Raw genomic sequence first — 18,973 nt, 5'->3', positions numbered from 1 at the left:
GAGCGGCTGCCGAGCCACCCTGCCTACCTGCGCCGCCATCCGCTTCTGAGACTGGCAGAACCGCATTCAGCCTGCTCAGGAACGTGCCGCGACCCTGACCGCAGCCGTCGCGACCGCTCCGTCCCCGACCCAGCGGCCGCCGACCCACTTCCCCCTCCCAGTCGCACAGTGCCGATCCACTTCCCCCTCCCAGTCGCACAGTGAGGTGCACAAAGCCATGAAGCACACACCCAGTCCCCGTTCCCGCAGAATCGCCCCCGTCGTGGCCGTGACCGCGGCGGCCGCCCTGACCCTCGCGGGCTGCTCCAGCGACTCCGGCGGCAAGAAGGCCGAGGAGGCCGCGGACAACGTCTCCGCCGGCAAGGCCGACACCCCGCGCATGACGATCGCGATGGTCACGCACGCGCCCTCCGGCGACACCTTCTGGGACATCATCCGCAAGGGCGCCCAGGCCGCCGCGGCCAAGGACAACGTCAAGCTGATCTACTCCAACGACGAGAGCGCGGGCGGCCAGGCCAACCTGATCCAGAACGCCATCGACCAGAAGGTCGACGGCATCGCGGTCACCCTCGCCAAGCCGGACGCCCTGAAGGACGCCATCGCCAAGGCGCACAAGGCGGGCATCCCCGTCGTGGGCTTCAACTCCGGTATGGACCAGTGGAAGGACCAGGGGCTGCTGGAGTTCTTCGGGCAGGACGAGTCCGTCGCCGGCGAGGCCTTCGGCGAGAAGCTCAACGAGACCGGGGCGAAGAACGCGATCTGTGTCGTCCAGGTCCAGGGGCACGTCGGCCTGGAGGCGCGCTGCGCCGGTGTGAAGAAGACCTTCAAGGGCAAGGTGGAGAACCTCTACGTCAACGGCAACGACATGCCGGCCACCAAGTCCACCATCACCGCCAAGCTCAAGCAGGACTCCTCCATCGACCAGGTGGTCACGCTGGGCGCGCCCTTCGCACTGACGGCCGTCGAGTCGGTGTCGGACGCCAGCAGCAAGGCGAAGGTCTCCACCTTCGACCTCAACAAGGACCTGGTGAGCGCCATCAAGGACGGCGACATCGAGTTCGCCGTGGACCAGCAGCCCTATCTGCAGGGCTACCTGGCGGTCGACTCGCTGTGGCTCTACAAGAACAACGGCAACTACGTGGGCGGCGGCGAGGCCCCCGTCTTCACCGGTCCGGCGTTCGTCGACAAGAGCAACGTCGACACCGTCGCCGAGTTCGCCGCGAAGGGCACCCGGTGATGACGATGACCCAAGCAACGGCACCGGCGACGAGTCCCTCGTCGCCGGCCTCGCCGGCCGCCCCCAAGGACAGCCGCACCGCCCAGCGGTCCCTGGGGCGCAGGCTGCCGGCCCGCGGCCGGCGCCAGTGCGTCGCCATCGCCCGCTCCGTCTACTTCGGCGCCTGCGTCCTCATCCTCGACGAGCCCACCGCCGCCCTCAAACACGAGCTGGCACAGGTCCGCGGCGTCGACGTCGAGGGGCTCCCCGAGGAGGAAGACCCCACGGCCCCGTAGCGGCGCCCTCGGAAGGCGCCTCCTGACACCGGCGAACACATCAGCCACCCGCATCCCCTGGACACACCGGAAGGCACCCCCTCGTGAAGATCGCCCTCGACCCGTACATGATCCGCAATGTTCCGTTGCTCGAACTGCCCGCGGTGGTCTCGGAGTTGGGCTACGAGTGGATCGAACTGTCACCCCGGGAGGACTTCATCCCGTTCTTCCGGCACCCGCGCGTCGACGACGCCACCGTACGGAAGTTCCGCAAGGCCCTGGAAGCGGCGGGCGTCGGCATCTCCTCACTCCTGCCTCTGTTCCGCTGGTCCGGCCCCGACGAGGACGCCCGGCAGGCCGCCGTACGGTACTGGAAGCGCGCCATCCAGATAGCTGCCGACCTCGGGGTGGACAGCATGATCTCCGAGTTCAACGGCCGGCCGGAGGAGCCCGACCGCAGCGAGGCCCAGTTCTGGAAGTCCCTGGACGAACTGCTGCCGCTGTTCGAGCGCGAGGGCATCCGCCTCGCCCTGGAACCGCACCCGGACGACTTCATCGAGAACGGCTACGACGCGGTCAACCTCATCCGGGGCATCAACCACCCCAACGTCAGCTTCCTGTACTGCGCCCCGCACACCTTCCACATCGGCAACGACGCCCCCGGCATCATCAAGTACGCGGGCGACCTGCTGACCCACGTCCACCTGGCCGACGCGTTCGACCACACAGCGTCCTCCGGCAACCGTTACATCCTCAACCCGCCCGGTACCCAGGCCCGCATCCACCAGCACCTCGACATCGGCCAGGGCGAGGTCGACTTCGACGAGCTCTTCCGCGAACTGCGCGCGAACGGCTTCGACGGCACGCTGACCGCCTGCGTCTTCGCGTGGGAGGAACTGGCCAAGGAGTCCTCGGTGTTCATGCGCGAGAAGATCAACGAGTGCCTGGCCAGCTGGTCTTGACGGGGCGCGGCCACCCCTGCACGTACCTCGCCGGCGTGGCCGTTCACCGGCCCGCGACATCCAGTACTGACAACCCATTGGCAACACCCGCCCCAAGGTCGTCACCACACGCTTGCCCAGCCCACCCCACCAGACGACCGCCCGCTTCAACTTCCCCACCCCAGCTGACATTGCCGTCCGCTCCCCGAAGGGCACACCCATGACCACCTCAAGCCAGCCCATCTCCGTCGCGGTGATCGGAGCCGGTATGGCCGGCCGCAGCCACGCCGCCGGCTACCGCAACGTGAACACGGTCTTCGGTGCCGGCCTGCCGCCGGTCCGCCTGGCCGCGATAGCCGACGCCAACGTCGAACTCGGCGAGGACGCCGCCCGCCGCTACGGCTACGAGAAGGCACTCCCGAGCTGGGAGGCCGTCGTCGAGGACCCGACGATCGACGCCGTCAGCATCGTCGTAGGCAACGCGTTGCACCGCCCGATCGCGGAGGCGCTGGTCGCCGCGGGCAAGCACGTGCTGTGCGAGAAGCCGCTGGCCGGTTCGCTCGAGGACGCCCGCGCGATGGCCGAGCTCGAGCGCACCGCCGACGTCGTGACCGCTGTCGGGTACACCTTCCGCCGTTCCCCCGCCATCGCCGCGATCCGCGACCACGTCCAGCGCGGCGAGCTGGGCGACCTCACGCTGTTCAGCGGCCGGTACTGGTGCGACTACGCGACCGACCCGAACGGCCCGCTGAGCTGGCGGTTCAAGGGCGGCCCCGGCTCCGGCGCGCTCGGGGACGTCGGCTCGCACATCATCGACGCCGCCGAGTACGTCGCCGGGTCCATCGCCATGGTCTCCGGTGCCACGCTGTCGACGCAGATCCCCAAGCGGCCTCTGCCGCTGGGCGCGGTCGTCGGACACAACGCGGCCCCCGTCTCCGACGAGGTCGGCGAGGTCGAGAACGAGGACACCGCGTCCTTCACCGCCCGCTTCGAGTCCGGTCTCGTCGGCACCTTCTCGGTGACGCGAACCGGCTTCGGCCTGCCCAACGGGCTCTCCTTCGACGTCCTGGGCCTCGGCGGCCGGGCCGCGTTCGACCAGCACCGGCCCGCCGAGTACCTCTTCGACGACGCCCAGCCCGAGGCCCGTACGCGCGGCGCCCGTCAGATCATCGCCGGCCCGCAGCTGCCGTACTTCGCGGGTGGGGTCCCGATGGAGGCGCCGGGTGTGGGCGCCAGCAACGCCGACAACTTCACCTACCAGGCCCGGGCCTTCCTCGACCAGATCGCGGGCTTGGCCGACCCGCTGCCGGCCTGCGCCACGTTCGCCGACGCACTGCGAACCATGGAGATCATCCAGGCAGTCGTCGACTCCTCCCGCAACAGCGGCGCGCTCACCCCGGTTCCGTCCGCCTCCTGACCACCCGCACCCAAGGAGTACGCACATGGCCCTCAAGCTCGGCGCCTACACCGCCTGCCTGCACGACCGGCCCCTCACCGACGCCCTCGACATCCTGAAGGAGAACGGTCTGACCTCGGTGGAGGTCAACGCCGGCGGCTTCATCCCCTCCCCGCACTGCCCGGTCGATCTCCTGCTGTCCTCGGCCACCGCACGCGACGAGTACCTGGCCACCTTCGCCGACCGCGGGATGGAACTGACCGGGCTGAACTGCAACGGCAACCCGCTCAACCCGCTCCCCGGAGTCGGCCCGAAGCACGCCGACGACCTGCGCCGCACCATCCGCCTCGCCGGCCTGCTCGGCGTGAAGCACGTCGTCACCATGTCCGGCACCCCCGGCTCCGACCCCGACGCCACGTACCCCTCATGGGTCGTGAACCCGTGGGACGGCGTCTACATGGACGTCCTGGACTACCAGTGGGGCGTGGCCGTCGCGTTCTGGAAGGAGATCGACGCGCTGGCCCGGGAGAACGACATCCGGGTCGCCATCGAGATGCACCCGCACAACGTGGTGTTCTCCCCGGTCACCCTGAAGCGCCTCGTCGACGAGGTCGGCGCCACGAACATCGGCGCCGAGATGGACCCCTCCCACCTGATGTGGCAGGGCATGGACGTCGTCGCCTCCATCAAGTGGCTGGGGCCGCTGGTGTTCCACGCCGCCGCGAAGGACGCGACGCTCTGCCCCGGCGCCGACATCCGCGGCGTGCTGGACACGTCGTTCACGCGCGTGCCCGCCGACGCGCCCGGCAAGGTGCCCACCGGCTACGGGTTCTGGTGCAACGCCTGGCCGGAGAACCCGGCGTGGAAGTTCGTCGCCGTCGGCCTCGGCAACGACGTCCCCTTCTGGACCGATTTCCTGCGCGCCCTCGCCGAGATCGACCCGGACATGGCCGTGAACATCGAGCACGAGGACGCCGCCTACTCCCAGGCCGAAGGACTCGCGCTGGCCGCCAAGAACCTGCACAGCGCGGCGGCAGCCCTCTGACCCACCCGCACTACCCCGGCCCCGCGCCCGTCGACCGGGCGCGGGACCACGGCTGTACCCCCGGGCGACCACGACCGTCTGCGCGTGGACTCCGCCGACGGTGCTGCCCTGAACGGTCCCCCGATCAGTGACTGAGAGAGGTTCTCCCAACGCTCATCTTCCGTTGGGAAAGGACGAAGAGTTCGCTCCTAGTGTGACTCCCGCCGCCCCCCGGCTCGCTGCACCGAGAGGACTCCCATGACAGGCACGTCCGCCGGCAGACCCACCGGTCCCGGTTTCGAACGACGTACCCTCCTGCGCGGGGCTGCCGTGGCCGCGGCCGCGTCTGTTCCCTTCCAGGCCCTTGCCGCACGGACGGCGGCAGCCGCGCCGGTCAAGAACGCATTCGACGCCGGGTACGGCCCGCTGATCCCCGTCAAGGACCAGGCGACCGGCCTGGAGCTGCTGCAGCTGCCGCGCGGGTTCGAGTACATCTCCTACGGCTGGACGAACGACCTCATGGACGACGGGGTGCGCACCCCGGGAGCGCATGACGGCATGGCGGCCTTCCGCTACGGGGACCGCGTCCACCTCGTCCGCAACCACGAGCGCGGCGCCGGACCCGCCTTCACAGCCCCGGCCTACAACCCCGAGGCGGGCGGCGGAACCACCACCCTGGTCTTCGACCCGGACGCCGGGCAGTGGCTGGAGTCCTACGGCAGCCTCGGCGGCACCATCCGCAACTGCGCCGGTGGGCCCACCCCGTGGAACACCTGGCTGACCTGCGAGGAGACCTTCTCCACGACCGCCGGCAAGCGCCACGGCTACATCTTCGAGGTGGCCTCGGAGGGCAAGGGCAACCCGGAGCCCTACACGGCCATGGGCCGGTTCAACCACGAGGCCGTCGCCGTCGACCCGGCGACCGGCTACGTCTACGAGACCGAGGACCGCGGCGACGCATCGCTGTACCGGTTCGTTCCGGCGGTGCCGGGCGACCTGTCCAAGGGCGGCCGTCTCGAGGCCCTGCGCATCGGCACCACGAAGTACGACACCCGCCTCGACGGGGAGAAGGCGTACGGCACCGTCTCCTGGGTGCCCGTGGACGACGTCGACCCTGCGACCGACACGGTGCGCCTCCAGGCACAGGCGAACGGCGCCGCGGTGTTCAGCCGCCTCGAGGGCGCCTGGTACGGCAACGACCGCATCTACGTGATCACGACCGACGGTGGCCCCGCCCGCCAGGGCCAGGTCTTCGAACTCGACCCGGCTACCGACGAGTTCCGTGTCCTCTTCGCCTCACCCGGCTCCGACGTGCTCAACGCACCGGACAACATGTGCGTCAGCCCCCGCGGTGGCCTGGTGCTGTGCGAGGACGGCGGCGGCACGGAGTACGTCCACGGGCTGACCACGGACGGCGAGATCTTCCGCTTCGCCACCAACAACGTCGACCTGCGCGGCGGGACTGCGGGCAAGGATGTCCCGGCCGCGGACCACAGGGCCTCCGAGTGGGCCGGCTCCGTGTTCGAGCCGAAGAACGGCAACTGGCTGTTCGTGAACATCCAGACCCCCGGCATCACGTTCGCGATCACCGGACCGTGGGCTCTGGGCGCGCTCTGATCCGCCCGCTGGGCACTGCCCAGGCGGTCGGCCGGTCCCGGGGACACTGCCTCGGTCGGCCGGTCCGCCGGGCAGTGCCCCGCCGGCCGGTCCGCCGGTCACCGCTTCAGGCGTCCCCGTACGCCTCTCCGCCCAGCTCGAAGCCCGCTGTGCCCGCCGTCGCATCGGCGAGCCAGGCCCGGAAGGCCTCGACATCGGCGTCCGGCAGCCCGATCTCGATGGTGACCGCATCGCCGTAGTGGACGTCCCGCACCTCGCGTCCCGTCGCGCGCAGATCGTTCTGGACCTTGCCGGCGCGCTGGTGGTCGACCGTCACGGTGGCCAGCCGGAACCTGCGGCGGGTGATCGTGCCGAGGGCGTCCAGGGCCTCGCCGACAGCTCCCCCGTACGCCCGGATGAGCCCGCCCGCTCCGAGCTTGACCCCGCCGTAGTAGCGGGTGACGACGGCGACGACGTAACGCATGTCGCGGCGCATCAGCATCTGCAGCATGGGTACGCCCGCGGTGCCGCCGGGCTCGCCGTCGTCGCTGGCCTTCTGCACGGCCGCGTCGGCGCCGATGACGTACGCGTAGCAGTTGTGCGTGGCGTCGGCGTGGTCCTTGCGGACGCGGGCGACGAAGTCCTGGGCCTCCTGCTCGGTGGCCGCGGGCGCGAGCGCGCACAGGAAGCGCGAGCGGTTGATCTCGGTCTCGTGCACGCCCTCGCGGGCCACCGTGCGGTACTCGTCCTGCATCACGCCAGGGTATGCGGTGCCCGGACCGGAGCCGGCACCACGATGACGGCACGCGCGCGTGGCCGACGGGCGGTCGCCACGCGCGCGTGCCGCGGCCTGCGCCTGCCCCGGGGGTCAGGGCAGGGTCCGGGGCGTCACTTCGCGTACATCAGCGTGCCGAAGCCGGTCTGGTCGTAGCCGCCGCTGGTCGAGCCGTAGTCCCCGCCGCCGCCCTCGGGGTAGACCTGGGCCGCCATGCGGGAGATGTACGGCACGGACAGGCCCCGGCGCCTGACGTAGTGGTAGTGGAGGATCTCCCACACCGGCCGGAGCTGCCCGCGGCTCGCGGACGAGATCACGGTGTGCTCGCTGTACGCGCAGTTCTGGCCGGTGCCCCAGGTGTACTTGGTGAACGGGACGTTCTCACCGAGGTTGTACTTGGCGACGTACTGGGCCGCTTTCATGAAGCGGTTGTTGTCGTAGCCGTACAGGTCCTCGCCCTGGTTCCAGGCCATCTCGCAGAAGGCGCCCATCTGCCCGATGCCCATGACGGTGTGGCCCTGGTCGCGGCCCGACTCCTGCCACTGGGCGAGCCCCTCGCTGTCGTAGACGAAGGGGATGGCCTTCCTGATGGCGCCGTTGCCCGCGCCGTTCTTGAAGTAGTTGACGGCCTGGTCGTACTTGGCGCCGTCGTCGCACAGGATCCCGATCGCCAGGATCGAGTTCATGTTGCACAGGTCCCAGTTCGCCCAGTAGTTGGTGATGCAGGCGTCGTTGTGCTCGCGGAGGAACCGGTCGTTGAGCGGGTAGAAGACGTTGAGCATCATGCGCTTGAAGCGCTCCAGGTCGAACCCGGAGTAGCCGCGCATCAGCTCGGCCGCGTTGGCGAACTGGTAGCCGTAGAGGCCGGCGGCAAGGTACCGGTCGGCGTTCCCGGTGACCTCGGTCAGCGTGGCCGACCAGGCGTTGAGGATGTTCCTGGCGCAGTCGCCGTGTGCGGTGGAACCGGTGACCCACCACCGCAGCGCGTTCTGGTAGGCGGCGTGGATGTCGTTGTAGAGGATTCCGTAGTTCTCGCCGGTGCCGCCGCGGATGATGGTGGCCTGCGGGTTGGCCACCCAGGTCGACTGGGAGTGGGAGTTGGCGGTCAGCCGGTTCCAGCCGGCGAGCCAGGGATTGTCCCCAGCGGCGACCCGTACCTTAGCCCGGTTGAGGTCTCCCCAGATGTGCAGCATGCCGGGGTGGGTGAAGGTGGCCGGGGCGGCGTCGGCGGTGCCGGCGGTGAGGGCTGTGGCGGTGGCACCCGCCGCTCCTGCGAGAGCGAGCCCACCGGCGGCCTTCAGCATCCCGCGTCGGCTGATACCGCTGGCTGATTGCGTTCTGTGCTTGTTCGTGCGGCTCACGTGTCTCTCCTGTCTGGTGGGGGGTCGGACGTTCGGAGACGTACGTGCCGTGGGGGGCCACCCCGGTGTGAAGCGCAAGATCACACCGGGGTGGCCGGTCTTTGCCGCGCGCTGCGGCCGCCAGACGATCAGGTCAGGCGCGCCACGTGGCGGAGGCCGCCGAGCAGATGGGCGCGGAAGTCCGGATCGTCGTAGGCCTCGGCGGTGTGGCCGAGCGCGGTGTAGAACACCCGGGCGCCGCCGTACTCGTGACACCAGACGAGCGGATGGTCGTCCCCCATCCCCCCGCCCTCGTACGAGGACTCGTCGGCGGAGGCCAGCACGCGCACGGCACCGCGCGGACTGGCCCGGAAGTCGTACCACTCGTCGGTGAACGCCCAGGTGGCGCCCAGGTGGCAAGTGGCCGGGTGCTCCTTGTCCTCGATGGTGAGGACGCCTGGCTGCAGCTCGGGGTGGCGTGCGAAGCGTGCGCCGAGCAGCTCCCCGTAGAACGGCCAGTCGTACTCGGTGCAGGCGGCCGCGTGCACACCCATGAAGCCGCCGCCCGAGGCGCAGTATCCCTTCAGCTCCTCCCTCCCCCGCGGTGTGAGGACGTCACCGCTGGTGGAGAGGAACACCACAGCCGCGTACCGGTCGAGTCCGCCGTCCAACGCCTCCGGCTCCTCCGTCGCATGGACGTCGAAACCGTTTTCCGTACCGAGCTCCCGGAAGGCGCGGATGCCGTCCGGGATGGAGTCGTGCCGGTAGGCGGTGGTGCGGGAGTAGACCAGGACCTGGGGCCGGCGGTGCGGCATGGTGATGCTCCAGAGATGCAAGGCGTCTGAGGGAAACCGGTGTCCATCATGGCGGCCCCTCACGCAACTGGAACCCTCCCGTACCGCACCGAAAATTTCGCCCCTGCGGACAGAGGGCCACCGCGCGGGTCGGTTTCACTTCCCTCGGCGCCGGGTCGATCCCCTGACGACGATGTGGGTGCCCAGCACCTGGTGCTGACTGTCGGGGAGCTCGTCGCGGTGAAGTGCGAGGCGCACGGCGGTACGGCCCAGCTCCTCGTGCGGCACGCTCACCGTGGTGAGCTGGGGATACATGTCGAGCGCCACCGGGATGTCGTCGTACCCGGCCACCGAGACGTCATCGGGCACCCGCACACCGCCCTCGCGCAGCGCCTGCAGCACGCCTGCGGCGACCATGTCCGTGGCGGCGAAGATCGCGCTGAAGTCGGCCTTGGAGGCGAGGAGTTCCCGGGTGGCCTGGTATCCGTAGCTGCGCGAGAAGACGCCGTCCTTGATCAGCCGGGGGTCGGGGCTGAGGCCCAGCATCTCGTGGGCGCTGGTGAAGCCCTGAAGGCGCTCTCTGCTGGTGGACAGGAGGGGGATCCGGCCCAGATAGGCGATCCGCCGGTGGCCCTGGCTCAGGAGATGCGTGGTCATGGCGAAGGCGCCGCCCTCGTTGTCGTACTCGACGACCGTCGCGGGCACGCCGTCCCCCAGCGGCGGCCGGCCCACAAGACCCAGCCGCGAGCCCACCCGGTCCAGGGCGTGCGCGAAGTGCGTCATCCGGTCCTGGTAGGCCTTGTCCTCCCAGGCGCCGCCCACGACGATCACGCAGTCGGCCCGCTGCTCGCGCATCAACTCCACGACAGCCAGGACGCGTTGGGGGTCGCCGTGTGTCGTGCAGAGCATGCACAGCCGGCCCTCCGCCGATGCCTGCTCCTCCACTCCACGTGCGATATGGGCGTAGAAGGGGCCGGTCACGTCGTCGACGACGAAGGCGACCGTCTTGTTCGTGGAGCCGCCCAGCGCACGGGCATGGGCGTTGACCACATAGTCGAGCTCGCGCATGGCCTTGAGGACCTTGGCGCGGGTCGCCGTGGCCACCGGATACGTACCGCCCAGGACCCGGGACACCGTCGACGGGGACACTCCGGCGCGCTTGGCGACATCGCGCACCGTCGAGGCCTCACCGCCGGACAGGCCCCCTGTTTTCCCGGCTGTCCCTTCCACGTCCGTCTCCTCGCCCCTGAGCCGCCTCATCCCCGTCGGCGCTCACGATAGTGCAGCTCGGGCGTGGTGCAGCCGATGAAGTACCGACGAGTACGGTCCGGGCAGGGACACCCGCACCCGCGAGCCCGTGTGGTCGAGTTCCGCCGTCGACGATGCGCCGTGGAGCACCGTCACGGCGCTCGTTTGCGGGGGGGGCTCCCGCGTCTCGTCCCCGCCGCGCCGCCACACCGCGAGCAGCGCCGACGTACCGGTGTCGAGGGCCAACGCGAGCCATTCGTCCCGCCGGCCGGGCAGGCCCAGCGGCCAGAACGGCCTGAGCCGATCTCGGCTTCTGCGTGGCCGAGCCCGACGAGCCGGACAGCGCCCTGGCCGTCATGGCCGAAGTGCCGGGTGAGGGCGTCGTGCCCCCACCGTCCGATCAAGATTTCCGTGGCGGAGATCGTCATGCGGCGCGTTCAAGCGCGGCAGGGTCGACCTGGTGGGACAGCGGCCTCCCGGCGAGCAGCCGCTCCAGCTCCTCGACGACGCACAGGCCCAGGCGCTGCACCTCGTTGCCCTGGGAACCGGCCAGGTGGGGCGTGATGAAGGCGCCCGGGAGGTCGAAGAGCGGGGAGTCCGCCGGGAGCGGCTCCGGGTCGGTGACGTCGAGTACGGCCTTGAGGCGCCCCGTCCGCAGCTCGGCGACAAGGGCGTCCGTGTCGACGAGGCTGCCGCGGGCCGTGTTGATCAGCACGGATCCGTCCGGCATCAGCGCGAGCTCGGCCGCGCCGATGAGATGGCGGGTCTCGTCGGTGGCCGGCGCGTGGACCGAGACGATGTCGCTGCCCGCGAGCAGTTCACCGAGCGGCAGCAGCCGCACCCCGAGCGCGGCCGCCTCCGCCTCGTCCACATACGGGTCGGCGAGGCTCACGTCGAAGTCGAAGGGCCGCAGGAGTTCGATGACCCTGCGCCCGATGCGGGAGGCCCCCACGATGCCGATCCGCCGTCGGAAGTTGCCGATGCCCGGCACGATCTCCGCGAGCGGGAACGTCCGCAGGGTGCGGTAGCGCTCCCGTGCCGTGAGCAGGTCCTTGCCGACGAGCATGATCATGCCGAGGGTGTACTCGGCGACGGGCAGGGCGTTGGCGTCCGCGGCGGACGAGACCACCAGCCCGCGGTCCCACAAGCCGGGAGCGATCGTCGACTTCACCGAGCCGGCGGCGTGCAGCACGGCCCGCAGTTTCGGGGCCGCGTCCAGCACAGAGGCATCGATAGCAGGGCATCCCCAACCCGTGATCAGCACTTCGGCCTCGGCCAGGACCGTGCGTACCGCCGGGTCGTCGAAACCGCCGTCGGCGATCAGCCCGGGGTCGATGTCCACGGAGGCGCGAAGCCGGGCCAGCACGTCGGGCGGAAAGGCGTGCGGCAGGGTCTCGGCACTCATCGCGAACAGTGCCAGCGGGCGCTCGGGCAAGGCAATGGCCTCCGGCTCGGGATCAAGGACAGCGGGAGTCGTAAAGGTATAGCAACCGGTCTCTACGCTAGATGTGAGCTCGACAGGGGGTCAATGGGCTTGCGTGTGGCAAAGAGCCGATCGACAAGGGGGAACCGGGGCACATTCGAGAAGATCAGCCGCAAAGGCGAACAGCGATCGGTTTCCATGCGATCGGTTTCCATGGCCACACAAGAGAGGGCGGGCAGCAGATTGCCGCCCGCCCTCTCCCGCAGAGACGAGGAAACCCGCCTGGACTAGCCCAACAGCTCGTCCAGCTGAGCGACTTCACCCTCCTCGAAGGGCGGTACGTCCAGCACACCCAGGTTCTGGTCCAGCTGCGCGACGCTGCTCGCCCCGATGAGCACCGAGGTGACGCGCGGATCGCGGAGCACCCAGGCCAGCGCGAGCTGCGCGAGCGTGTGCCCGCGGTCGCCCGCGAACTTGTTGAGCGCGTGCAGCATACCGAGCTTCTTCTCGGTGAGGGCGTCCCGCTTGAGGAAGTGGCCGATGGCCATCCGCGAGTCGTCGGGCACACCGTCGAGATAGCGGTCGGTCAACTGGCCCTGAGCGAGCGGCGAGAAGGCGATGACACCGGCGCCCACCTCGGCGGAAGCGGCGATCAGGCCGCTGCGCTCGATGCCGCGGTCCAGCATGCTGTACGGGTGCTGGTTGATCAGCAGCGGCGTCCCGAGCTCCTTCAGCACTGCTGCGGCCCGCACCATCTGCTCGGGGCTGTAGTTGGACAGGCCCGCGTACAGCGCCTTGCCCTGGCGCACCGCGGTGTCCAGGGCGCCCACGGTCTCCTCGATGGGGGTGTCGGGGTCCGGGCGGTGCGAGTAGAAGACGTCGACGTAGTCGAGGCCCATCCGACCCAGCGACTGGTCCAGGCTCGCGAGCAGGTACTTGCGCGAACCCCACTCCCCGTACGGCCCGGGCCACATGTCGTAACCCGCCTTGGTGGCGATGAACAGCTCGTCCCGGTACGGGCGGAAGTCCTGCGCGAAGATCGTCCCGAAGTTGGCCTCCGCGCTGCCGTACGGCGGGCCGTAGTTGTTGGCGAGGTCGAAGTGGGTGACGCCGCGGTCGAAGGCACGCCGCAGCACGGCGCGCTGGGTCTCCAGCGGCGTGGTGTCACCGAAGTTGTGCCACAGACCGAGCGAGACCTTGGGCAGCAGCACCCCGCTGCGGCCGCAGCGCTGGTACTGCATGCCGGAGTAGCGGTCGTCCGCGGCGAGGTAAGGGGCGGGTTTCACGGGACTCTCCTGTCGTGCTCCGAGCGGCGCTCGGGGCTGGTGTACGGCATGGGCCGGGGGGCCGGCCCGGGGTGCGGGGTACATCCTGCGTCGAAACGACGGGTGAAGGAAACCGGTTTCGCCAACCCGATCGGGATACCGCTCGTGAGCAGAGGGAATCGCCGGAGGACCCGCGATGTTCTCCGCAGAGACCACGCCCGCGGCACAGAGGAGACAGGACGTGTACGGCGATCCAGCAGTCGTCCGGAAGATGCTCACCGAACTCGGGGACACCTGGGCAGTGGTGGGCCTGTCCAACAACCAGCGCCGCGCGGCATACGGCGTGTCCGACGTCCTGCAGCGCTACGGCAAGCGCATCGTGCCCGTCCACCCCAAGGCCGAGACGGTGCACGGCGAGAAGGGGTACGCCTCTCTCGCCGACATCCCCTTCGACGTGGACGTCGTGGACGTGTTCGTGAACTCCCATCTCGCGGGCGCGGTCGCGGACGAAGCCGTGGCGATCGGCGCTCAGGCGGTCTGGTTCCAGCTCGGCGTGATCGACGAGGCCGCGTACGAGCGGACCCGCGCCGCAGGCCTCGACATGGTGATGGACCGCTGCCCGGCCATCGAGATTCCGCGGCTCGGCTGACGCCCTCACCAGGCTGACGTCGCGACCCTGCTCAGGTCCCGGCCCTGCTGAGGTCGCGGCCCTGCTGAGGTCGCGGCTCGGCCGAGGTCGCGGCCCGGCTGAGGACCGCCCGTTGCCGCTCGGGGGCTCAGCCGACGCCGAGGCCCTCGAGCACCACCGCGCCCGGAAGCTCAGCGAACACCTTGCCCGGCACGATGAGCTTGCCGCGGCGGCTGCCGCTGCCGATGAGGACGTGCGGCAGGTCCACGACCGCCGCGTCGACCAGAAGCGGCCAGTCGGCGGGCAGGCCGATCGGGGTGATGCCGCCGTACTCCATGCCCGTCTCGCCGGTCGCGGTCTCCATGGGTGCGAACGATGCCTTGCGGGCGCCGAGTTGGCGGCGTACCGCGCCGTTGACATCGACCCGGGTGCGGGAGAGTACGAGACAGGCGGCAAGGCTGGTCTCGCCCGCGCGCCTGCCGCCCACCACCACGCAGTTCGCGGACGTCTCCAGCAGGTCGGGGCCGTAGTGCTCGACGAAGACGGCGGTGTCGGCGACGGCCGGGTCGCTGTCGACGTAGAGCAGTTGTTCTGCGGGCACGGTGCCGCGCCAGTGGCGTACGGCCTCTGCGACGGGTGCGGTCAGCAGGTCCAGGCAGTCGGGAGCGGTCCGGACGTCGTCGAAGTTTCCGATGGGTGCACGCATATCCGCACGCTAACAGCCGCAGCCGCGGCGGCGACCGGCACCGAAGCAGTGCCTCGAAGCGAACCCGCAACCGCCTCAGCGCACGGGCGGCACCGAGACCGTCATGGTCATCTCCAGGGGCTTGTCTCCGTCGTTGCGGTACGCGTGCGGGGTGCTCGCCTCGAAGGACGCGCTGGATCCCGCCGGTACGGGGTACTCCGTGCCGTCCACGACGAGGGTGAGCTCACCCGCCGTCACATGGATCAGCTCGACGGTGCCGACCGGGTGCGGATCGGAGCTGCTGGCATCGCCCGGCATCAGCCGCCACTGCCACATCTCGAGCGGACCCGGCGCCTCCATACCGGCCAGCAGCCGGTTGAAGCTGCCCGCCTCGGTGTGCCACATCCGCACCGCCTGCTCGGGCGGGACGATCCGCACCTTGGGTCCCTGCTCGTAGTCGAGGAGGGTGGTGATGCTCACCCCGAGGGCGTCCCCGATCTTGACGACGGTGCCGAGGCTGGGGTTGGTACGGGCCTGCTCGATCTGGATGAGCATGCCGCGGCTGACTCCGGCGCGGGCGGCGAGGGCATCGAGGGTGAAGCCGCGCTCGCTGCGACAGCGCTTGACGTTGCGCGCCAGTGACTGAGTCAGCAGGTCGAGATCCGACACGTTCCGTCCAATATCCTGGATGACAGAGTTCAATCTAATGAACTACGGTGTGGTGCACCCGATGTTCACTGCACTGTACTGCGAGGTCGACCATGACAGCACTCTTCGCCCTGGCCACAAGCCTCCTGTGGGGGCTGGCGGACTTCGGCGGCGGGCTGCTGACGCGACGTCTCCCGGCCCTCACGGTGGTCGTCGCCTCGCAGACGATCGCCACGGCCGTCCTCGGTGTGATCGTGATCGCGACCGGCGGCTGGAGCGAGGCGGGTCCTCAGCTGTGGTTCGCCGTGGGCGCGGGCCTGGTCGGCCCGGTCGCCATGCTCTCCTTCTACAAGGCGCTCGCCCTGGGGCCGATGGGCGTCGTCTCGCCGCTCGGGACCCTGGGTGTCGCCGTCCCGGTGGGAATCGGCCTGGTCCTCGGCGAACGGCCCGGAGTCCTGCAGTACGCGGGCATCGCCGTGGCCGTGTCCGGCGTCGTGCTCGCCGGCGGGCCCCAGTGGCGCGGGGCGCCGGTACAGCGGCAGGCGATCGCACTGACCCTGGTCGCGGCCTTCGGCTTCGGCGGGGTGATGGTACTGATCGCCGAGGCGTCGACGACTCTCACCGGTCTCTTCCTGGCACTGTTCGTGCAGCGCCTGACCAATGTGATCGCGGGCGGTGCGGCCCTGTACGTCTCCGTGCGGCGCGGCGGCAAGGCGCTCCCGGAGGGAGCCGGATGGGGAGCCGTGTGGTCGGCGGTCCCGGCGCTCGCCTTCGTCGGTCTGGCGGATGTCGCGGCCAACGGTACGTACTCCCTCGCGGCTCAGAGCGGCCCGGTCACCGTGGCCGCGGTGCTCGCCTCGCTCTATCCGGTCGTCACCGCTCTCGCCGCACGTGGCGTTCTCAGCGAACGGCTCCGCGGCGTGCAGGCGGCGGGGGCGGGCCTGGCACTGGTCGGTACGGTCCTGCTGGCGAGCGGCTGATTCGCGGTCCTGCCGGCGAGCGGCTCATTCGGCCGACGGCGCCGTGCCGGCGCACTGCCGTCCGGCCCTCAAGCCGGCGGTGCGCCACCTGACTCCGCGGCCGGCGCGCTGCCGGCCGGTCGCGGTTCCCGTGGAGCGTCGGCCGGCCGGGCCTCCGGGACACCACCGCCGAGCCCCGCCGCCTCAGACGACCGGTACTCCGCCGCCTCCGACGCCCGGTGCTCCGCCGCCACCTCGGACGAGCCGCCCTCCAGCCCGGGCGCCAGCTCCGCCAACGCCAGCAGCTGCTCCGGAGTGATCCCCTCCGGAATCGGCACCGGGGCCGGGGTGCGCAACGGCGGCTGCCAGCCCCGTTCCGGGTCCCAGCGGCGTACGACACGAGCCGGTGCGCCGGCCACGACCGCGTGGTCGGGGACGGACCCGCGTACGACCGCACCTGCCGCGACCACGACATTGCGGCCGATCCTCGCGCCCGGAAGGATCACCGCGCCGGTCCCGATCCAGCAGCCGGGACCGATTTCGACCCGTTCCATACGCGGCCACTGCTTGCCGATGGGTTCGTGCGGGTCGTCGTACGAGTGGTTCGTGGACGTCACGTACACGTAGGGCCCGAAGTAGCAGTCCGAGCCGATGGTCACCGTCGTGTCGGCGATGACGTGGCTGCCGCGGCCGAGCACCACTCCGTCGCCTATGCGCAGGATCGGGTCGGGCCCGAGATCGAGGTCGGGCATCATCCCGGCCGTCAGGGTGACCTGTTCGCCGATGATGCAGTGGTCGCCGAGATGGATCCAGGGCTCTCCGAAGACGGTTCCCTGGGGGAAGGCGAGCCTTGTGCCGTGCCCGAGCGCGCCGAAGCGGAGCCTGCCGGGGCGCTCGGCGGTGACGGCCCCCGTCCACTGCACCCACGCCCATCCCGCATGGACGGCGCGCTGGGCGACGCGGCGCCGCCACGCGGTCAGGGACGAGAACATGTTCTTGCTTTTCGGCACCCGCACACGGTACTCAGCGCGGGGTACGGCCCAGTGGGAGATCGGCTGTGATCTTCACCCCACGACGCGCGTCCTCATCACGTTCTTCACCGGGCGGCGAGGCGGCGTGCAGAGACTCAGCCCCCCTCGTGCAGCGCAGGGACTCAGCCCTCGTCCTCCGAGAACGCCTCGCGGTGCCGCTTCGCCAACTCCACGTACACCGCGGCGTTCAGCTTGATGCCCTCGCGCTCCTCCTCGGTGAGGCTGCGCTTGACCTTCGCGGGCACGCCCGCGACCAGCGACCCGGGCGGCACCTGCATGCCCTGCGGTACGAGTGCCTGCGCGGCGACCAGCGAACCCGTGCCGATGTGCGCACCGTTCAGCACCGTGGCGCCCATGCCGATGAGGACGTCGTCCTCGACCGTACAGCCGTGCAGGACCGCGTTGTGCCCGACGGACACGCGCTCCCCGATCGTGACCGGGAAGCCCGGATCCACGTGCACGGTCGAATTGTCCTGGATATTGCTGTCCGCCCCGAGGACGATGGGGCCACCGTCACCCCGGAGCACGGCCTGGTACCAGACGCTCGAGCCCGCGGCCATGACGACGTCGCCGATCACGACGGACGTGGGAGCGGCGAACGCGTCCGCGGCGACCTTCGGCTCCTGTCCGCCGACTCCGCGAATCAGCGCCTGCTGTTGCTGCGCCGCTCGGCCCGCCCGGCCTGCCTGCCCTGTCATTTCCGGCTCCTCACCGCTGGTACGCCACGCCGAGAGCACCGTATGGGACGCGTGCGGGTACGGGCGTCTGCTGGGGCGAAGATCACAACCGGCGGGATCGTGCGGGAGGACCGGTGGTCGCCGGGGTCAGTCCCCATGAGTCCTGCTCAGCCCCCATGAGTCCTGGCCAGTCCCCATGAATCCTGGTCAGTCCCGATGACCCTCCGATGAGCCCTGGCCAGTCCAGGTAAGTCCTGGTCAGTCCAGTGAGTCGCGGTCAATCCCGGTGAGTCGCGATCAGTCGCCGACGGGGACGGGCTGCGGCTCGGGGGACTCCGGTGCCCGCACCGTCTCGGCCGCGGCCTTCTTCGTCTTCCTCTTGAGGATCAGCATCGACGTAAGGCCGATGCCCACGGCGAGGACGAGGCCGAGCCACGAGAACCGCTTCAGCCACGACTCGGCGACGACACCCACGTAGTAGATCACCGCGGTGGTGCCGCCGGCCCAGAGAATGCCGCCGAACACGTTAGCGATCAGGAACTTCCAGTACGGCATGCGCAGGACGCCCGCGAGCGGGCCGGCGAAGATGCGCAGCAGGGCGACGAAGCGGCCGAAGAACACGGCCCACATGCCCCACTTCTCGAAGGACCGCTCGGCGGTCGCGACGTTGGCCTCGCTGAAGTGCTTCGGGAACCTGCGGCCGAGCCAGGTCAGCAGGGGACGTCCGCCCTTGCGCCCGATCGCGTAGCCGATGGAGTCACCGATGATCGCTCCCGCGGTGGCACAGGCGCCGAGGACGACGGGGTCGATGTCACCGTGCTGGGAGGCGAGCAGCGCGGACGAGACGAGGATGATCTCGCCCGGCAGCGGGATGCCCAGGCTCTCCAGACCGATGATGACGCCCACCAGGGCATAGATGCTGACCGCCGGTACGGTCTCGAGCCACTCCTGGACGTGCAACGCCGGTCCCTCCCGTTCTCTGCGTCGACCCGGCTTGCGCTCCCGCTTTCGGGCGCGCGTGCGGGCAGCCTACCTGCTGGCTTCGGTCACTC

The 18,973-nt window shown here is 70.1% G+C and carries 19 protein-coding genes; 8 read left to right on the top strand and 11 right to left on the bottom strand.

Annotated features, from left to right (window positions below; all coding sequences use genetic code 11):
• Positions 1-217 precede the first annotated feature (217 nt).
• The 6 genes from H1D24_RS13960 to H1D24_RS13935 all read left to right on the top strand — a co-directional run bounded on the left by H1D24_RS13960 (position 218) and on the right by H1D24_RS13935 (position 6,469).
• On the top strand, positions 218-1,237 hold the full coding sequence (locus H1D24_RS13960; protein ID WP_181657844.1) for a sugar ABC transporter substrate-binding protein: 1,020 nt from the start codon (positions 218-220) through the stop codon (positions 1,235-1,237).
• A 5-nt stretch (positions 1,238-1,242) separates the two neighbouring features.
• Positions 1,243-1,512 carry a hypothetical protein gene (locus H1D24_RS42345; protein ID WP_258564084.1) on the top strand — a complete coding sequence of 90 codons (270 nt, stop codon included), beginning with the start codon at positions 1,243-1,245 and terminating at the stop codon, positions 1,510-1,512.
• Positions 1,513-1,595: 83 nt separating this feature from the next.
• Positions 1,596-2,453, top strand: coding sequence for a sugar phosphate isomerase/epimerase family protein (locus H1D24_RS13950; RefSeq protein WP_181657843.1), 858 nt, complete (start codon positions 1,596-1,598; stop codon positions 2,451-2,453).
• A 199-nt stretch (positions 2,454-2,652) separates the two neighbouring features.
• A complete protein-coding gene (locus H1D24_RS13945; RefSeq protein ID WP_181657842.1) occupies positions 2,653-3,849 on the top strand; it encodes a Gfo/Idh/MocA family protein in 1,197 nt (398 codons plus the stop codon).
• 25 nt (positions 3,850-3,874) lie between these two features.
• On the top strand, positions 3,875-4,873 hold the full coding sequence (locus tag H1D24_RS13940) for a sugar phosphate isomerase/epimerase family protein (protein WP_181657841.1): 999 nt from the start codon (positions 3,875-3,877) through the stop codon (positions 4,871-4,873).
• A gap of 237 nt (positions 4,874-5,110) precedes the next feature.
• Positions 5,111-6,469, top strand: coding sequence for an alkaline phosphatase PhoX (locus H1D24_RS13935; protein WP_181657840.1), 1,359 nt, complete (start codon positions 5,111-5,113; stop codon positions 6,467-6,469).
• Between the two features lie 106 nt (positions 6,470-6,575).
• On the opposite strand, the gene H1D24_RS13930 is transcribed toward H1D24_RS13935, so the two are convergent.
• The 6 genes from H1D24_RS13930 to H1D24_RS13905 all read right to left on the bottom strand — a co-directional run bounded on the left by H1D24_RS13930 (position 6,576) and on the right by H1D24_RS13905 (position 13,269).
• Positions 6,576-7,202: a YigZ family protein gene (locus tag H1D24_RS13930; RefSeq protein WP_181657839.1), complete on the bottom strand. Its 627-nt coding sequence runs from the start codon at positions 7,200-7,202 to the stop codon at positions 6,576-6,578.
• Positions 7,203-7,336: 134 nt separating this feature from the next.
• Complete coding sequence (locus H1D24_RS13925) at positions 7,337-8,584, bottom strand: alginate lyase family protein (RefSeq protein WP_374064233.1); 1,248 nt, start codon at positions 8,582-8,584, stop codon at positions 7,337-7,339.
• Positions 8,585-8,712: 128 nt separating this feature from the next.
• Positions 8,713-9,378, bottom strand: coding sequence for a ThuA domain-containing protein (locus tag H1D24_RS13920; RefSeq protein ID WP_181657837.1), 666 nt, complete (start codon positions 9,376-9,378; stop codon positions 8,713-8,715).
• A 135-nt stretch (positions 9,379-9,513) separates the two neighbouring features.
• On the bottom strand, positions 9,514-10,587 hold the full coding sequence (locus tag H1D24_RS13915) for a LacI family DNA-binding transcriptional regulator (protein WP_309484304.1): 1,074 nt from the start codon (positions 10,585-10,587) through the stop codon (positions 9,514-9,516).
• A gap of 442 nt (positions 10,588-11,029) precedes the next feature.
• Positions 11,030-12,040: a hydroxyacid dehydrogenase gene (locus H1D24_RS13910; protein ID WP_181657833.1), complete on the bottom strand. Its 1,011-nt coding sequence runs from the start codon at positions 12,038-12,040 to the stop codon at positions 11,030-11,032.
• Positions 12,041-12,315: 275 nt separating this feature from the next.
• Complete coding sequence (locus tag H1D24_RS13905; protein ID WP_181658028.1) at positions 12,316-13,269, bottom strand: aldo/keto reductase; 954 nt, start codon at positions 13,267-13,269, stop codon at positions 12,316-12,318.
• Positions 13,270-13,534: 265 nt separating this feature from the next.
• Between H1D24_RS13905 and H1D24_RS13900 the strand changes: the two genes are divergently transcribed.
• Positions 13,535-13,942, top strand: coding sequence for a CoA-binding protein (locus tag H1D24_RS13900; protein WP_181658027.1), 408 nt, complete (start codon positions 13,535-13,537; stop codon positions 13,940-13,942).
• 127 nt (positions 13,943-14,069) lie between these two features.
• Here the strand turns inward: H1D24_RS13900 and H1D24_RS13895 are convergent, their stop codons facing one another.
• Positions 14,070-14,627: a YbaK/EbsC family protein gene (locus H1D24_RS13895; protein WP_181657831.1), complete on the bottom strand. Its 558-nt coding sequence runs from the start codon at positions 14,625-14,627 to the stop codon at positions 14,070-14,072.
• A gap of 75 nt (positions 14,628-14,702) precedes the next feature.
• Positions 14,703-15,275 carry a helix-turn-helix domain-containing protein gene (locus H1D24_RS13890; RefSeq protein ID WP_181657829.1) on the bottom strand — a complete coding sequence of 191 codons (573 nt, stop codon included), beginning with the start codon at positions 15,273-15,275 and terminating at the stop codon, positions 14,703-14,705.
• A 92-nt stretch (positions 15,276-15,367) separates the two neighbouring features.
• Here H1D24_RS13890 and H1D24_RS13885 point away from each other — a divergent pair, with 92 nt between their 5' ends.
• The gene (locus H1D24_RS13885; RefSeq protein WP_181657827.1) at positions 15,368-16,234 is read left to right on the top strand and encodes a DMT family transporter; all 867 of its coding nucleotides are present in this window, start codon (positions 15,368-15,370) and stop codon (positions 16,232-16,234) included.
• A gap of 68 nt (positions 16,235-16,302) precedes the next feature.
• On the opposite strand, the gene H1D24_RS13880 is transcribed toward H1D24_RS13885, so the two are convergent.
• From H1D24_RS13880 to H1D24_RS13870, 3 genes are all read right to left on the bottom strand, one after another.
• The gene (locus H1D24_RS13880) at positions 16,303-17,223 is read right to left on the bottom strand and encodes an acyltransferase (protein ID WP_309484303.1); all 921 of its coding nucleotides are present in this window, start codon (positions 17,221-17,223) and stop codon (positions 16,303-16,305) included.
• A gap of 143 nt (positions 17,224-17,366) precedes the next feature.
• Positions 17,367-17,942, bottom strand: coding sequence for a gamma carbonic anhydrase family protein (locus H1D24_RS13875; RefSeq protein WP_181657825.1), 576 nt, complete (start codon positions 17,940-17,942; stop codon positions 17,367-17,369).
• A 276-nt stretch (positions 17,943-18,218) separates the two neighbouring features.
• Entirely contained in the window at positions 18,219-18,881 is a 663-nt protein-coding gene (locus H1D24_RS13870) for a DedA family protein (protein WP_181657823.1), read from the bottom strand.
• Positions 18,882-18,973: the final 92 nt, after the last annotated feature.

Origin of the sequence: Streptomyces himalayensis subsp. himalayensis (genome assembly GCF_013778455.1) — a bacterium.
GTDB classification, from domain to species: Bacteria; Actinomycetota; Actinomycetes; order Streptomycetales; family Streptomycetaceae; genus Streptomyces; species Streptomyces himalayensis.
The sequence above is the reverse complement of the archived record's forward strand: the minus strand, read 5'-3'. Positions and strand labels throughout refer to the sequence as shown.

What these genes read in the sequence shown, in the direction of transcription:
- H1D24_RS13940 (WP_181657841.1), top strand. Translation starts at nt 3,875, where the DNA reads ATGGCCCTCAAGCTCGGCGCCTACACCGCCTGCCTGCACGACCGGCCC.
- H1D24_RS13885 (WP_181657827.1), top strand. Translation starts at nt 15,368, where the DNA reads ATGACAGCACTCTTCGCCCTGGCCACAAGCCTCCTGTGGGGGCTGGCG.
- H1D24_RS13935 (WP_181657840.1), top strand. Translation starts at nt 5,111, where the DNA reads ATGACAGGCACGTCCGCCGGCAGACCCACCGGTCCCGGTTTCGAACGA.
- H1D24_RS13905 (WP_181658028.1), bottom strand. Translation starts at nt 13,269, where the DNA reads ATGCAGTACCAGCGCTGCGGCCGCAGCGGGGTGCTGCTGCCCAAGGTC.
- H1D24_RS13930 (WP_181657839.1), bottom strand. Translation starts at nt 7,202, where the DNA reads ATGCAGGACGAGTACCGCACGGTGGCCCGCGAGGGCGTGCACGAGACC.
- H1D24_RS13960 (WP_181657844.1), top strand. Translation starts at nt 218, where the DNA reads ATGAAGCACACACCCAGTCCCCGTTCCCGCAGAATCGCCCCCGTCGTG.
- H1D24_RS13920 (WP_181657837.1), bottom strand. Translation starts at nt 9,378, where the DNA reads ATGCCGCACCGCCGGCCCCAGGTCCTGGTCTACTCCCGCACCACCGCC.
- H1D24_RS42345 (WP_258564084.1), top strand. Translation starts at nt 1,243, where the DNA reads ATGACCCAAGCAACGGCACCGGCGACGAGTCCCTCGTCGCCGGCCTCG.
- H1D24_RS13875 (WP_181657825.1), bottom strand. Translation starts at nt 17,942, where the DNA reads ATGACAGGGCAGGCAGGCCGGGCGGGCCGAGCGGCGCAGCAACAGCAG.
- H1D24_RS13895 (WP_181657831.1), bottom strand. Translation starts at nt 14,627, where the DNA reads ATGCGTGCACCCATCGGAAACTTCGACGACGTCCGGACCGCTCCCGAC.
- H1D24_RS13945 (WP_181657842.1), top strand. Translation starts at nt 2,653, where the DNA reads ATGACCACCTCAAGCCAGCCCATCTCCGTCGCGGTGATCGGAGCCGGT.